Raw genomic sequence first — 12,984 nt, forward strand, 5'->3', positions numbered from 1 at the left:
TCAAGCGGCGCCTGCCCGAGGACTTCGACGTCGACACGCACTTCCGCCCCCACTACAACCCGTGGGACCAGCGCCTGTGCGTGGTGCCGGACGCCGACCTCTTCCGCGCGCTGCGCCGCGGCGACGCCTCGATCGTCACCGACCGCATCGCCACGTTCACCGAGCGCGGCATCGCGCTGGAGTCGGGCGCCGAGCTCGAGGCGGACGTCGTCATCACGGCGACCGGGCTGAACATGCAGATGATCGGCGGCGTCGAGGTGCTCGTCGACGGCGCGCCGGTCCCGATCCCCGAGCGCATGACCTACAAGGCGATGATGCTCGAGGGCGTGCCGAACCACGTCTTCTGCGTCGGCTACACGAACGCCTCGTGGACGCTCAAGGTCGATCTGGTCGCGGAGTTCACCTGCCGGCTGCTCGCGCACATGGCCGAGCACGGGTACCGGCGCGTCGTCCCCCGGCCCGATCCGGCGGTCGGTCCGGTCCCGTTGATGGACTTCACGTCCGGGTACGTGCTCCGCGCCCTGGACCAGCTCCCGCACCAGGGCGACCGCGAGCCGTGGCGACTCCGGCAGAGCTATCTGCGCGACCGGCGTACCATCCGCCGCTCCCCGCTCGAGGACGGCGTCCTCGACTTCGCCTGAGTCGAACCTCACGCCGTGCATGGCGCCGGAGCGCCCGGGTACGGATCCCGTACGACCAGGTACGCCCTGGTGCGCGACGAGGCGAAGGAGCAGACGGTGGGACTCCAAGACAAGTTCAAGCACCGCGCGACCGACACGAAGGGCAAGGCCAAGGAGGCGACCGGCGCCGCCACCGGCGACGAGAGCCTGAAGGCCGAGGGCAAGGACGATCAGGGCCAGGCCAAGGCGAAAGAGGCCGGTCGCCACGTCAAGGAGGCCGGCAAGAACGTGAAGGAGTCACTCGAGCCCTGAGCGATCTCTCGACAGTCCCCGACGAAATGGCTGGCGGGCAGGCCGACGCCCGACCACTTCGTCGGGGACTATCGGTCTCAGCGGGCGCGCTTGGCGATGTTGGCCCGGCGGGTCTCGTCCATGCCGGCCTCGTAGGCCTGGACCAGTGAAGCGATCGACAGGGGCTTGAGCCGCTCGACGACGTCCTGGATCTTCTCCGGCGAGACGCCCTGCTCCTTGTAGACCGGCCACACCTTGGTCCGGAACAGCTCGTAGAGCTCCTCGGCGATGGCCCGCCCGTGGGCGGCGTACACCTCGGCTGCGGCGCGAGCCGCCTCGATCGGGTATCCGAGGTCGAGCAGCCCGAGCCCGACGCCGAGCTGTGACCGCGACACTCGGAACCGGCCGCGGGCGCCCGGGCGCAGCACGCCGAGGGCCTCCAGCGTCGCGAGGTCGTCGGCGGCCAGCGGTCGTCCGGCTCGGCGTTCGAGCTCCGACCGGCTGCAGTCCTCCCACACGTCGGCCATCCACGGCGCGAGCATCGTGCGGTGCAGTGCGATGTCCTCGGGGGACGCGGCGGCCGGGATGCCGGCGACGTACTTCTCGATCGCCGACAGCGTGAACCCGTGCCCCTGGAGCTCTCGCACGAGCTCGAGCCGGGCCACGTGGTCAGCGCTGTAGTAACCGCTACGTCCGCGCCGGATCGGAGGCGGCACGAGGCCCTTGGTGGTGTAGAACCGCACGTTGCGCACGCTCATCCCCACGCGCTCGGTGAGCTCCTCGAGGGTCAGCAGCGTGACCGTCCCCACAGCGCTCCCGTCCTCCTTGACGACCATGACAGTAAGAGTGTCACAATCGGAAGCATGGCTCCATCCCCCGGACAACCACGTGCCGAAGCATTCGTCTACGACCACCTGCGTACGCCGCGTGGCAAGGGGAAGGCGGTCGGCTCGCTGCACGAGGTCAAGCCGGTCGACCTGATGGTCGGCTTGCTGGAGGAGATCCGGCGCCGCAACGCGTCCCTGGACACCGACCGCGTCGACGACGTCGTGCTGGGCGTCGTGTCGCCGATCGGCGAGCAGGGCGGCGACATCGCGAAGACCGCGGCCCTGGCGGCCGGCTACCCAGAGACCGTCGCCGGTGTGCAGCTCAACCGCTTCTGCGCCTCCGGCCTCGAGGCCGTGAACCAAGCGGCGGCCCGCATCCGAAGCGGCTTCGAGGACCTGATCCTGGCCGGCGGCGTCGAGTCGATGAGCCGCGTGCCGATGGGGTCGGACGGCGGCGCCTGGGCGGCCGACCCGGCCACGGCCCTGACGACCGGGTTCGTCCCGCAGGGCATCGGCGCGGACCTGATCGCGACCCTCGAGGACTGGAGTCGCGCGGACGTCGACGCCTACGCCGCGGAGTCGCACCACCGGGCGGCCAAGGCGTGGGCCAACGGCTACTTCGCCGACGCGATCGTCCCGGTGAAGGACGCCAACGGTCTCACCGTGCTCGACCACGACGAGCTCATCCGCCCGGACACCTCCGTCGAGGGCCTGGCCGGCCTCAAGCCGAGCTTCGCGTCGATCGGGAAGGACGCCGGCTTCGACGACGTGGCCCTCGAGAAGTACCACTGGGTCGAGCGCATCGACCACGTCCACCACGCCGGCAACTCCTCGGGCATCGTGGACGGTGCCGCGCTGGTGGCGGTCGGATCCGAGCAGGCCGGCGCGGAGCTCGGGCTGACCCCCCGGGCGCGGATCGTGATGACGGCCGTCTCCGGGGCCGACCCGACGATCATGCTCACCGGGCCCGCTCCCGCGGCCCGCAAGGCTCTCGCGAAGGCGGGTCTCGAGGTCGGCGACATCGACCTGTGGGAGATGAACGAGGCCTTCGCCGCGGTCGCCATGCGCTTCATGAAGGACATGGGCATTCCCCACGAGGTCACCAACGTCAACGGCGGCGCGATCGCCATGGGCCACCCGCTCGGCGCCACCGGCGCGATGCTGCTCGGCACGCTCGTCGACGAGCTGCACCGGCGCGACCTCCGCCGGGGACTTGTCACCCTCTGCATCGGCGGCGGGATGGGGATCGCCACGATCGTCGAGCTGGTCTGAGCGCGGAGCGATCAGACCAGCGATGACGAGCGAGGCGATCGAGGGTGGTCGAGCGACCCGCGTGTCGAGTCCCGGTGACACCCGCGCCCACCGCAATCACTGACCTCAAGCAGAAGGACTGATTCCGATGACCGACATGGTCTCGACAAGCGCGACCAACGAGAACAGCTCGACCGACGAGCACACCGCCGTCCGTTACGACCGCGACAACGAGGGCATCGTCACCCTCACGCTCGACGACCCGACCGCGAGCGCGAACACCATGAACGAGCTCTACCAGCGCTCGATGCACGAGGCCGTCGACCGGCTGTACGACGAGGTGGACGAGGTGACCGGAGTCGTGGTCACCAGTGCCAAGAAGACGTTCTTCGCCGGCGGCAACCTGGGGCTGATGATGCAGGCGACGCCGGCCGACGCGGCCTCCGTCTTCGCCGGCGTCGAGGCGATGAAGGCCGACCTGCGTCGGCTCGAGACGCTGCCGCGTCCGGTGGTCGCCGCGATCAACGGCGCCGCGCTCGGCGGCGGCTACGAGATCGCGCTGGCCTGCAACCACCGCATCGTGGTCGACGAGCCCAGCGCGCTGGTCGGGTTGCCGGAGGCGACCCTCGGGCTGCTGCCGGGCGGAGGCGGGGTCACCCGGGTCACTCGGATGTTCGGCATCCAGTCGGCGCTGATGGACGTGCTGCTCCAGGGCACCCGCTTCAAGCCCCACGACGCCAAGGCCAAGGGGCTCGTGGACGACGTCGTCGCGACCCGCGACGACCTGATCCCCGCCGCGAAGGGATGGATCCTCGAGCACCGCGACGACCCCGACGCCACCACCAACGCGTGGGACCGGGAGGGCTACCGGATGCCCGGTGGTACGCCGCAGTCGCCGAAGCTGGCGGCGTTCCTGCCGGCGTTCCCGGCACTGCTGCGCCAGCAGACGAAGGGTGCGGTCTACCCGGCCCAGCGGGCGATCCTGTCGGCGTCCGTCGAGGGCGCGAGCGTCGACTTCGAGACCGCGAGCCGGATCGAGAGCCGGTACCTGACCAAGCTGATCGTCGGGCAGAACTTCAAGAACATGGCCCAGGCGTTCTTCTTCGACCTCCAGGCGATCAACGCCGGCAAGCTCCGGCCGGAGGGCCACGAACCCTTCCGAGCGACGAAGGTCGCCGTCCTCGGCGCCGGGATGATGGGGGCCGGCATCGCGTACTCCTGTGCCCGCGCCGGCATGCAGGTCGTGCTCAAGGACGTCTCGCTCGAGGCCGCCGAGCGCGGCAAGGGCTACAGCGAGAAGCTCAACGCCAAGGGGATCCAGCGTGCGAAGCTCACGCCGGAGAAGTCCGCGGAGATGCTCGCCCGGATCACGCCCACCGCCGACCCCACGGACCTGGCCGGGTGCGACGTCGTGATCGAGGCGGTCTTCGAGGATCCGGAGCTCAAGCACCAGGTCTTCGCCGAGGCCCTGCCGCACGTGAGCCCCGACGCGTTGCTGTGCTCCAACACCTCGACCCTGCCGATCACCGAGCTCGCCACCGCGGTGGACCGGCCCGCCGACTTCATCGGCCTGCACTTCTTCAGTCCCGTCGACAAGATGCCGTTGGTCGAGATCATCAAGGGCGAGCAGACCTCGGACGCCGCTCTGGCCAAGGCGTACGACGTCGTCCTCCAGATCCGGAAGACCCCGATCGTGGTCAACGACAGCCGCGGCTTCTACACCTCGCGGGTGATCGGCACGATGGTCAACGAGGCGCTCGCGATGCTCGCCGAGGGTGTCGCGCCGATGTCGCTCGAGCGCGCGGCGATGCAGGACGGGTACCCCGTCGGCCCGCTGCAGCTGACCGACGAGCTGAACATGGAGCTGATCGCGAAGATCGCCAAGGCGGCCGAGGACGCCGCCGAGCGCGACGGCACGCCGTACGACGAGCATCCGGGTACCGCGGTCGTCGCGCGGATGATCGAGCTCGGCCGTCCGTCGCGGCGGAAGGGTGCCGGGTTCTACGACTACGAGGACGGCCGGCGCACGCATCTGTGGTCCGGGCTCGCCGACGAGTTCCCGCCTCGGCCCGAGCAGATCCCCTTCGAGGACGTCAAGGACCGAATGACGGTGATCGAGTCGCTCGAGACCGCGGCGTGCTTCGAGGAGGGCGTCATCGAGTCGGCGGCCGCCGCCAACATCGGCTCGATCATGGGCATCGGCTTCCCGGCCAACTCCGGCGGTGCCGCCCAGTTCATGACCGGTTACCAGGCCGTCGACGAGCGCGGCGAGGGTGTCGGCCCGATCGGGCTCGAGGCGTTCCTGGCGCGTGCCGACGAGCTGGCCGACCGGTACGGCGAGCGGTTCCGCCCGTCGGCGTACCTCCGGGAGATGGCGGCGAAGGGTGAGAGCTTCCCGGCCTGAGGCCGGGGCTGTCAGGATCCGCCGTCCGCGCCCGGGCGGAGCTCCACGCAGCACTCCCCCGCAGCCGGTGCCTTCACCACGCTGAGCCCCCCGGCTCCCAGCCCCTCGAGGAGCCCGGAGAGGTAGGCGTGGTGAAGACTGCAGACGAGCTCACGCGAGCCTGCGCTGATCGGGGCGAACACGCAGTTGCGTAGGCGCAGCGAGCCGTCATGACGGAGTACCGGCTCGTACCCTCGCTCCTGGACGGCGGCGGTAGCCCTCGCGAAGTCGTCCTCACTCGTGCCCGTCACAGATCCGTGGGTGGCGATGCCCTCCGCCCGCCCGCGTTCGCGGGCCACCCGTGGGACTGCGGCTGCGGGTGGCTCGTCCTGCGCGGCACCCGTCAGGGCGTCCGCCAGGATCTGCGCGAGCAGTTCGTGCCGTCGAGCCGGGATGCTGAGGTGGATGTCGGGTTGCGCGGGCTCGTACTCCTTCGGCCTCCTGCCGACCCGGCGCTGGCTGGGTCGATCGGCGGACCGACTCGAGAGCAGACCGGCCTTCACCAACTTGTCCAGGTGGAAGGCGGCGAGCTTCCGGCTGATGCCGACGGCCCCGGCGGTCTCCTCCCGTGTCACCGGCGTCGGAGCGCTGCGCGCGTAGGCGTAGACGCGACGTCGCACGCCGTCGGCGAGGACGGCGACACCATCGAGCGTCTCCTCCCACCCCCGATGACGGGACGCGGCCGGCCTTTCCATCGGGTCACGATAACTCCGTGGGGCTCGGCCGGAGGCCGCGGGAACCGGCTGCTCTTGACCGGGCGGGTCGAATAAGACCAGTATCGATGGGCGAAATGAGCGACACTCGGAGGCTCGACGTGGACGACCCTGTCCTCGGTGCCAAGCAACCGGTGAGCGCGTGGCTCACCGGCCCGTACGGCCACCCGTTCCATCCCATCCTGGTGACCGTCCCGATCGGCGCCTGGGTGGCCAGTCTCGTCTTCGACATCGCGTCGCGTATCGACGCCCGTCCGGAATTCCTGGTCGTGGGCTCGCGCTGGTTGATCGGCCTGGGCGTGATCGGCGCAGTGGTCGCGGCTTCGGTGGGGTTCTTGGACTTCCTCTCGATCCCCTCCGGCACGAGGGCCCACCGGACCGGGCTTCTCCACCTGTCCCTGAACCTAGCGATCACGGCTGCCTACGTCGGCAACTTCCTCTGGCGGCAGAACCTCTCGACGGGGAACGACCCCGTCCCGGTGGGTCCCCTGGTCCTGTCGGTACTCAGTCTCGTCACGCTGGGGGTCTCGGGGTATCTCGGCGGCAAGCTCGCCTACCGGTACGGCGTCAGGGTCGCCGACGAAGGGACGCAGGCAGAGGGCTATCGGTCAGGCTGACGCCCGGGACTCAGAACCAGGACCCGATCACGGGGACACCGCCACGGGGAGACTGAAGGAGAACTGATGGACATCGCGGCACTCATCGTCTGGATCGTCACCGCTCTCGGCGGGTTCTACCTGCTCGGGACCTGGATCTCCAAGGGCGGTCACCGTCAGCCGAGCAGCAGCCGGTTCCCACCGCCGCTGATCTTCGGGCACTTCGCGCTCGCAGCGATCGGGCTGATCCTCTGGATCATCTACGTGGCAACGGACTCCGACGCCCTCGAGTGGATCGCCTTCATCATCATCCTGGTGGTGGCGCTCCTCGGCTTCACGATGCTCGCCAGGTGGATTCCGACCTACCGGAGCCGCAGCACGAGCACTGACGAGGTCCGGCCCGCAGAAGGGCACTTCCCCGTCGCCGTCGTGGCAGCCCACGGCGCCCTCGCCGCGACCACTGTCGTGCTCGTGCTGCTCACGCTGATCGGCGTCGGAGAGAGCTAGTGTCGGACCATCGCGTGCGGCCCGAGGCCGTCCTCGGCCGCACCGACCGGTACGGCGGCGGTTCGGCCCGTCGGCGTACCTCCGCAAGATGGCGGCGAAGGGTGAACGCTTCCCGAGCCGACTCCTCACCGGGCTGCCTATCATGCGCCGGTGTTCACACCCGAGCCGTTCGCGACCTTTCGATACGTCGCCGACGGTGAGCTCGCCCGCAGGATCACCCGGGAGCGGTGGGCGCGGCTGCGACACCCGCGGGTGTGGGTCACCTTCATGGTCTGTGGTCTGACCCTGGGAGTCGTCTGGTCCCTCGCCACCAACGCGGCGTCATTGCCCGAGTACCTGGGCCGGGTGCTCCTGATCGGCCTCCTCTGGGGTGTCGGCTGGTTGGCCGTTGTCGCGCTGCTCACGACCGTCCTCGTCGTTCCCCTCGTTCGACTCAGAGAACGCCAGATCGAAGCCCAGTACCCCGCGGGCTCGGTGACCGAGATCGCAATGGGGGTGGACGGCCTGGTGCTGGTGCGTCCGTCCGGAGCCGCCACCGTGATTCCTTACGGTGCGATCCGTCTGGTCCAGACCTTCGGGTCCCTGCAGACGATCAAGACCCGAGGGCGTCTGTGGCCCGAGATCCTGCCGACAGGTGCCTTGCCCGAGCCGGTGATCGAGTATCTCACCGTCCGTGGGCAGGGTGCCCGGCCCGTGGCCGACAGCGGCTTGAGCGGCGGCATCACTCGCCAGTTCGTGGTGCCGCCGGGATGGGCAAGGCATGTGTCCCACGTATACGCAGGGTGGGCCCTGCAGCGGCGGGCGTTCCTGCTTCGCTTCGGCCTGGCCTCGGTCGGCATCCTCGTGGTTGCGGCCTTCGTCGGTGTGGTGTGGGCCGTCGCTGTCCCGATCCTGGGTGCCGCCGTGTTCGTCGCTGTCTACGAGCCGACTCGCCGGAACGTGCGCAGGGCCTCGCCGCAGGGATCCGTCGCGACGGCCGAGTTCTTGGAGGACCGCTTCATCTCTCGGAACGCAGGCGGTTCTCGGGAGATCAGGTACGACGACGTTCTGTTCGTCGTGATCCGAGGGGATGTCGTCATGATGAGGATGAGGTCGGGTCCGACCGGGGTGATGCCGCGCGTCCTGTTTCCCGACGACGTACTCGAGCGTCTCGGAGGACCGGGCGGCCCGGACGGCCGCGGCTGACGTCACCTGGCCCAGGTGGATCAACTTTTTACTGTTCCGGAGTCAGAATCCGCTTCCGATGTGAGACTTCTCGGGTGACCCAACCCCCCGTCGTCGACGTGCGCAGCCTGCACGTCCGGTTCGGCGAGGTCGAGGCCGTGGCCGGCATCGACTTCCAGGCGTACGCCGGCCAGGCCACCGCCCTGCTCGGGCGCAACGGCGCGGGCAAGTCGACCACGATGCGCGTGCTCGCCGGTGTCGTGCCGCCCACGGCCGGCACGGTGACCGTGGCGGGTCTCGACATCCGCAAGGACACCCTGGCGGTCAAGCAGCTCACCGGCTACTGCCCGGACGTAGGCGGTCTCGTCCCGCGGGCGACTCCCTGGGAGCACCTGCAGCTGAGCGCCCGGCTGCGTCGCCTCACCGGGTGGGAGGACCGTGCGCGCGACCTCCTCGAGCGCTTCGAGCTCGGCGACGTGATGAACCGCGTCACCGGAGGCTTCTCCCACGGCATGGGCCGGCGCCTCTCGGTGGTCCTGGCCGTGATGCACCAGCCCCAGGTGCTGCTGCTCGACGAGCCGTTCGACGGTGTCGACCCGATCGGGGTCGAGGCGACGTTCGACGTGATCGCCGACGCGCGCGCCCGTGGCGCCACGATCCTGCTCTCGACCCACCTGCGCGACCTCGCGGTCCAGGCGTGCGGCACTGCGCTGGTGCTCCGTGGGGGATCGCGGGTCGCCGAGGTGGACGCCGAGGAGATGTCGGGCGAGGAGGGGGCCCGTGCCTACCGCGCTCTCCTGGACTGACCCCGGCACCACGGCGTACGCCAAGCCCGGTCACGTCGCCGCGGCCCACCGCGCGGTCGCGGACGTCGCGATCCTGTTCCGGTTCCGCAAGCAGGCGGTACGCCGTCGCCACTTGGCCCGCGCGCTGTCACTCATCTTCCTCGCGATCACCCTGGGCGCCGCGTCCATCCCGGCCTTCACCCCGGGCGCGCACGCGACCCACGGGAAGTCTGTCGACGTCCTCGTGCTGGTGCCGTCCGCGATGGCCGCCATCCTGGTCCTGAACATGGCCTCGGCGATCGCCTCAGGCGGCGGTCGCGAGCTGATCTCGCGCGACCAGGCCGCGTCGTACCCGATCAGCCCGACCACCGACCACCTCGGCGCGTTGCTGCTCGCACCGCTGAACATCGCGTGGATGATCCAGGCCTGGGTGCTGCTCGGCATGGTGGCCTACGCGACACCGCTGCGGCTTCTGGTCCAGACGCAGCTCACGATCGTGCTCTGGCTGGTCTTCAGCACTGCGTCGGGCCAGGTCGTCGCGTGGACGATGGAGGCGATCCGGCGTGGACCGTTCGGAATCGCCATCAGCCGCGGACTCCTGGTGATCCTGGGCCTGCTCGCAGCCGCCGTTCAGCTCACGGGCAACGCCGGGAACTTCTTCGACCAGGTGCCGACCCTCTGGCTCTTCCTGCACGCTCTCGCCGGGTGGAGCTGGCGGTGGGCGTACGGCATCGGGCTCCTGCTCGCGGCATCGTTGGTCGCAGTCGCGCTGGGAGCCATGCCCGCACATCTCGCCGCGAGGCGGATGCCGCGCGACGAGGCGCGGATGGAGACCGACCAGCACGAGCCGCGGCCGATGCCCAGCACCGTGCTCGGCATCCTGGTCCGCACCGACCGGGCCTCGGTCTGGCGGTCGGTGCCGATGCGGCGCGGCGTCCTGGTCCTCGCCGTCGGTCCCGGGCTGGTCGCGCTCTTCGGTGACCTGCACTGGGCGCAGATGACGATCCTGCCCGGCCTGGTCGCCTCCGGTGGGGCACTCCTGTTCGGTGTCAACGCCTGGTGCCTCGACGGACGCGGCGCGCTCTGGCGCGAGAACCTCCCGGCGCCGGCGACCGCCCTCTTCGACGCCCGGACGCTGATCCTCGCCGAGTTCCTCGGCGTCGCCTCGCTGATCACGGTCCTCGTCGGAGCACTCCGCGCCGGGCTGCCGAACGCGGAGGAGCTGGCGGCTCTCCTGGCGACCCTTGTCGTGGTCACCCTGCAGGTGGTCGGCGCTGCCTTGCGCTGGTCCCTGAAGCATCCGTACCCGGTCGATCTGCGCTCGGCGCGCGCAACCCCGGCCCCGCCGGCGGCCATGGTGGGGTACTCCGCTCGCCTCGCCACGTGCACGACGTTCACCGGCCTGGTCTTCTCCGGCTGTGCGCACGTGCCCGACTGGCGGCTGTCGGTGATCGTCGCGATCCCGTGCATGCTCTGGTCGGCCACCCGCCTGGCCCGCACCCGCCGGCGCTGGGAGGACCCGCTCACCCGCGCGCTGGTGGTCAGCACCGTCGCTGCGTGACGCGTGGGCCGGTTCATCACGCTGGGTGGGTTCAGCACGCTGGGCCGGTTCATCACGCTGGGTGGGTGAACCGGAGCTCGGCCAGGCGAGTTCCGCTTGCCGGGTGAGGGCTCGACCACCCAGCGTGATGAACCGTCCGCCCGGTGACCGCGTCTAGGGTGCGGAACATGGACTTCGCCCCGTCCCCCCGCGCCGCCGACCTCACCGCGCGGGTGGCCGAGTTCCTGGCCACCGAGATCACCCCGGTCGAGGCGGACTACCACCGCGACCTCGCCGAGGCGCGGCGTACCGGCGACCAATGGACCCCGCGGCCGGTGCTCGCCGAGCTCAACGCCAAGGCCCGCGCGCAGGGGCTGTGGAACCTGTTCCTCCCGAAGGAGCATGCCGGCGAGTACGCCGCGCGGTTCGGCACCGACGGCGGCGAGGGGCTGACCAACGTCGACTACGCGCCGCTGGCCGAGCAGATGGGGCGGTCGGCGATCGCGCCGCTGGTGTTCAACTGCAACGCCCCCGACACCGGCAACATGGAGGTGCTGCTCCGCTACGGCTCGGACGAGCAGCGGGCGCAGTGGCTGGAGCCCCTCCTCGACGGCCGCATCCGGTCGGCGTTCGCGATGACCGAGCCCGACGTGGCGTCCTCCGACGCGACCAACATGGCGGCCACCTGCGTGGTCGACGGCGACAAGATCGTGATCAACGGCCGCAAGTGGTGGTCGACCGGCGTGGGCAACACCGACTGCCGGATCCTCGTGTTCATGGGCGTCACCGATCCGGACACCGACCGGCACCACCGCCACTCGATGGTGCTGGTGCCGATCGACACACCGGGCGTGAAGGTGGAGCGCCTGCTCGACACCATGGGTGGGTACGACGAGCCGCTCGGGCACGGCGAGGTGTCGTTCACCGACGTCCGGGTGCCGCTGTCGAACGTGATCTCCGGCCCGGGTGAGGGGTTCGCGATCGCCCAGGGCCGGCTCGGCCCCGGGCGGATCCACCACTGCATGCGGCTGATCGGCCTGGCCGAGCTCGCCCTGGAGCTTGCCTGCCGGCGCGGCCTGGAGCGCATGGCGTTCGGCAAGCCGCTGGTGGATCTCGGCGGCAACCGCGAGCGGATCGCCGATGCCAGGATCGCGATCGACCAGGCGCGGCTGTTGGTGCTCGACGCGGCCTGGAAGCTCGACCAGGGCGGACCGTCCCAGGCGCTGTCGGAAGTCTCGGCGATCAAGGTCGCGGTGCCGACCATGGCCCAGCGGGTCATCGACATGGCGCTGCAGATGCACGGCGGTGGCGGGATGTCCGGCGACTTCCCGCTCGCGGCGGCCCTCGTCACCGCGCGGTCGCTGCGGCTTGCCGACGGTCCGGACGAGGTGCATCGCGGACTGGTCGCCCGCCTCGAGCTGTCCAAGTACCGATGAGCCGGGTGCTGGTCACCGGCGCGGCGTCGGGGCTCGGTGAGGCTTTGACGCGGGCGTTCCGGCAGCGCGGTGACGAGGTGCTGGCGACGGATGTGGCGTACGGCGTCGCCGTGCCTCGAGTTGATCGCCGAGCGAGCTCGACCAGCGAGGAGATGCGGCTCGACGTCACCTCCGTCGAGGACTGGGAGCGGGCACTGGCGTGGGTCGAGCAGCACTGGGGCGGGCTCGACGTGCTGGTCAACAACGCCGGCGTCGCAGGCGGCGGGCGGATCGACGTGGCGGGGATCGACGAGTGGCAGTGGCTCGTGGAGATCAACCTGCTCGGCGCGGTGCGCGGGTGCCGGACCTTCACGCCGCTGTTCAAGCGCCAGAGATCCGGTCGGACCGTCAACGTCGCGTCGCTGGCCGGGCTCGTGCACCCGGCCGGGATGGCGTCGTACAACGCGGTCAAGGCCGGCGTCGTCGCCCTCACCGAGACGCTGGGCCATGAGCTGGCGTCGTACGGCGTGACGGCTCACGTGGTGTGCCCGTCGTACTTCCGCACGAACCTGATGTCCTCGTTGCGCGGTGCCGACCGGGCCCTCGCGACGGTCGTGACCCACCTCGTCGAGACCTCGCCGCTGACCGCCGACCAGATCGCGTCGGCCGTCCTGGACGGGATCGAGGCGGGCCACGAGATGATCCTCCCGGACCCGATGGCGCGCGCGGCGTACGACCAGAAGCTGCACGACCGCGCTGCCCACGACGCGCAGCTGCGCCGCCAGGCGGCCCGGCTCGACGAGCTCGGCGCCCCTGACTCCGGGTAGCGGAT

General features: G+C 70.4%; 12 protein-coding genes and 3 pseudogenes. 13 read left to right on the forward strand and 2 right to left on the reverse strand.

The genetic code is table 11. The features are described from left to right. A pseudogene (locus tag VGK78_RS15095) lies at positions 1 to 641 on the forward strand (FAD-containing monooxygenase EthA); the annotation flags it as partial. A gap of 69 nt (positions 642 to 710) precedes the next feature. Beyond that, positions 711 to 932: a CsbD family protein gene (locus tag VGK78_RS15100; RefSeq protein ID WP_331528508.1), complete on the forward strand. Its 222-nt coding sequence runs from the start codon at positions 711 to 713 to the stop codon at positions 930 to 932. Positions 933 to 1,009: 77 nt separating this feature from the next. Here the strand turns inward: VGK78_RS15100 and VGK78_RS15105 are convergent, their stop codons facing one another. Beyond that, positions 1,010 to 1,747, reverse strand: a complete 738-nt coding sequence (locus VGK78_RS15105) for a helix-turn-helix domain-containing protein (RefSeq protein WP_331528509.1) — start codon at positions 1,745 to 1,747, stop codon at positions 1,010 to 1,012. A 27-nt stretch (positions 1,748 to 1,774) separates the two neighbouring features. On the opposite strand from VGK78_RS15105, the gene VGK78_RS15110 reads away from it, so the two are divergent. The 4 genes and pseudogenes from VGK78_RS15110 to VGK78_RS20415 all read left to right on the forward strand — a co-directional run bounded on the left by VGK78_RS15110 (position 1,775) and on the right by VGK78_RS20415 (position 5,393). Beyond that, positions 1,775 to 3,010: an acetyl-CoA C-acetyltransferase gene (locus tag VGK78_RS15110; RefSeq protein ID WP_331528510.1), complete on the forward strand. Its 1,236-nt coding sequence runs from the start codon at positions 1,775 to 1,777 to the stop codon at positions 3,008 to 3,010. A gap of 262 nt (positions 3,011 to 3,272) precedes the next feature. After that, positions 3,273 to 3,725: pseudogene (locus VGK78_RS20405) on the forward strand (enoyl-CoA hydratase/isomerase family protein); the annotation flags it as partial. 444 nt (positions 3,726 to 4,169) lie between these two features. After that, positions 4,170 to 4,682, forward strand: a pseudogene (locus VGK78_RS20410) (3-hydroxyacyl-CoA dehydrogenase family protein); the annotation flags it as partial. Beyond that, entirely contained in the window at positions 4,683 to 5,393 is a 711-nt protein-coding gene (locus VGK78_RS20415) for a 3-hydroxyacyl-CoA dehydrogenase family protein (RefSeq protein ID WP_414690698.1), read from the forward strand. Positions 5,394 to 5,404: 11 nt separating this feature from the next. Here the strand turns inward: VGK78_RS20415 and VGK78_RS15120 are convergent, their stop codons facing one another. Next, positions 5,405 to 6,127 carry a helix-turn-helix transcriptional regulator gene (locus tag VGK78_RS15120; RefSeq protein ID WP_331528512.1) on the reverse strand — a complete coding sequence of 241 codons (723 nt, stop codon included), beginning with the start codon at positions 6,125 to 6,127 and terminating at the stop codon, positions 5,405 to 5,407. Positions 6,128 to 6,246: 119 nt separating this feature from the next. Between VGK78_RS15120 and VGK78_RS15125 the strand changes: the two genes are divergently transcribed. The 7 genes from VGK78_RS15125 to VGK78_RS15155 all read left to right on the forward strand — a co-directional run bounded on the left by VGK78_RS15125 (position 6,247) and on the right by VGK78_RS15155 (position 12,979). Continuing rightward, a complete protein-coding gene (locus VGK78_RS15125; protein ID WP_331528513.1) occupies positions 6,247 to 6,762 on the forward strand; it encodes a DUF2231 domain-containing protein in 516 nt (171 codons plus the stop codon). Between the two features lie 66 nt (positions 6,763 to 6,828). Next, positions 6,829 to 7,248 (forward strand): hypothetical protein, encoded by a 420-nt coding sequence (locus VGK78_RS15130; protein WP_331528514.1) that lies wholly within the window; start codon positions 6,829 to 6,831, stop codon positions 7,246 to 7,248. A gap of 150 nt (positions 7,249 to 7,398) precedes the next feature. Next, positions 7,399 to 8,433, forward strand: coding sequence for a hypothetical protein (locus tag VGK78_RS15135; protein WP_331528515.1), 1,035 nt, complete (start codon positions 7,399 to 7,401; stop codon positions 8,431 to 8,433). 74 nt (positions 8,434 to 8,507) lie between these two features. Beyond that, positions 8,508 to 9,218 carry an ABC transporter ATP-binding protein gene (locus VGK78_RS15140; RefSeq protein ID WP_331528516.1) on the forward strand — a complete coding sequence of 237 codons (711 nt, stop codon included), beginning with the start codon at positions 8,508 to 8,510 and terminating at the stop codon, positions 9,216 to 9,218. After that, a complete protein-coding gene (locus tag VGK78_RS15145) occupies positions 9,193 to 10,758 on the forward strand; it encodes a hypothetical protein (protein WP_331528517.1) in 1,566 nt (521 codons plus the stop codon). Before VGK78_RS15140 ends, VGK78_RS15145 begins: the two co-directional genes overlap by 26 nt. Positions 10,759 to 10,925: 167 nt before the next feature. Further along, the gene (locus VGK78_RS15150) at positions 10,926 to 12,173 is read left to right on the forward strand and encodes an acyl-CoA dehydrogenase family protein (RefSeq protein WP_331528518.1); all 1,248 of its coding nucleotides are present in this window, start codon (positions 10,926 to 10,928) and stop codon (positions 12,171 to 12,173) included. After that, positions 12,170 to 12,979, forward strand: coding sequence for an SDR family NAD(P)-dependent oxidoreductase (locus VGK78_RS15155; protein ID WP_331528519.1), 810 nt, complete (start codon positions 12,170 to 12,172; stop codon positions 12,977 to 12,979). The genes VGK78_RS15150 and VGK78_RS15155 overlap by 4 nt, the downstream gene beginning before the upstream one ends. The last annotated feature ends 5 nt before the right edge of the window (positions 12,980 to 12,984 follow it).

The organism is Nocardioides sp. (assembly GCF_036503465.1).
Classification (GTDB): Bacteria; Actinomycetota; Actinomycetes; order Propionibacteriales; family Nocardioidaceae; genus Nocardioides.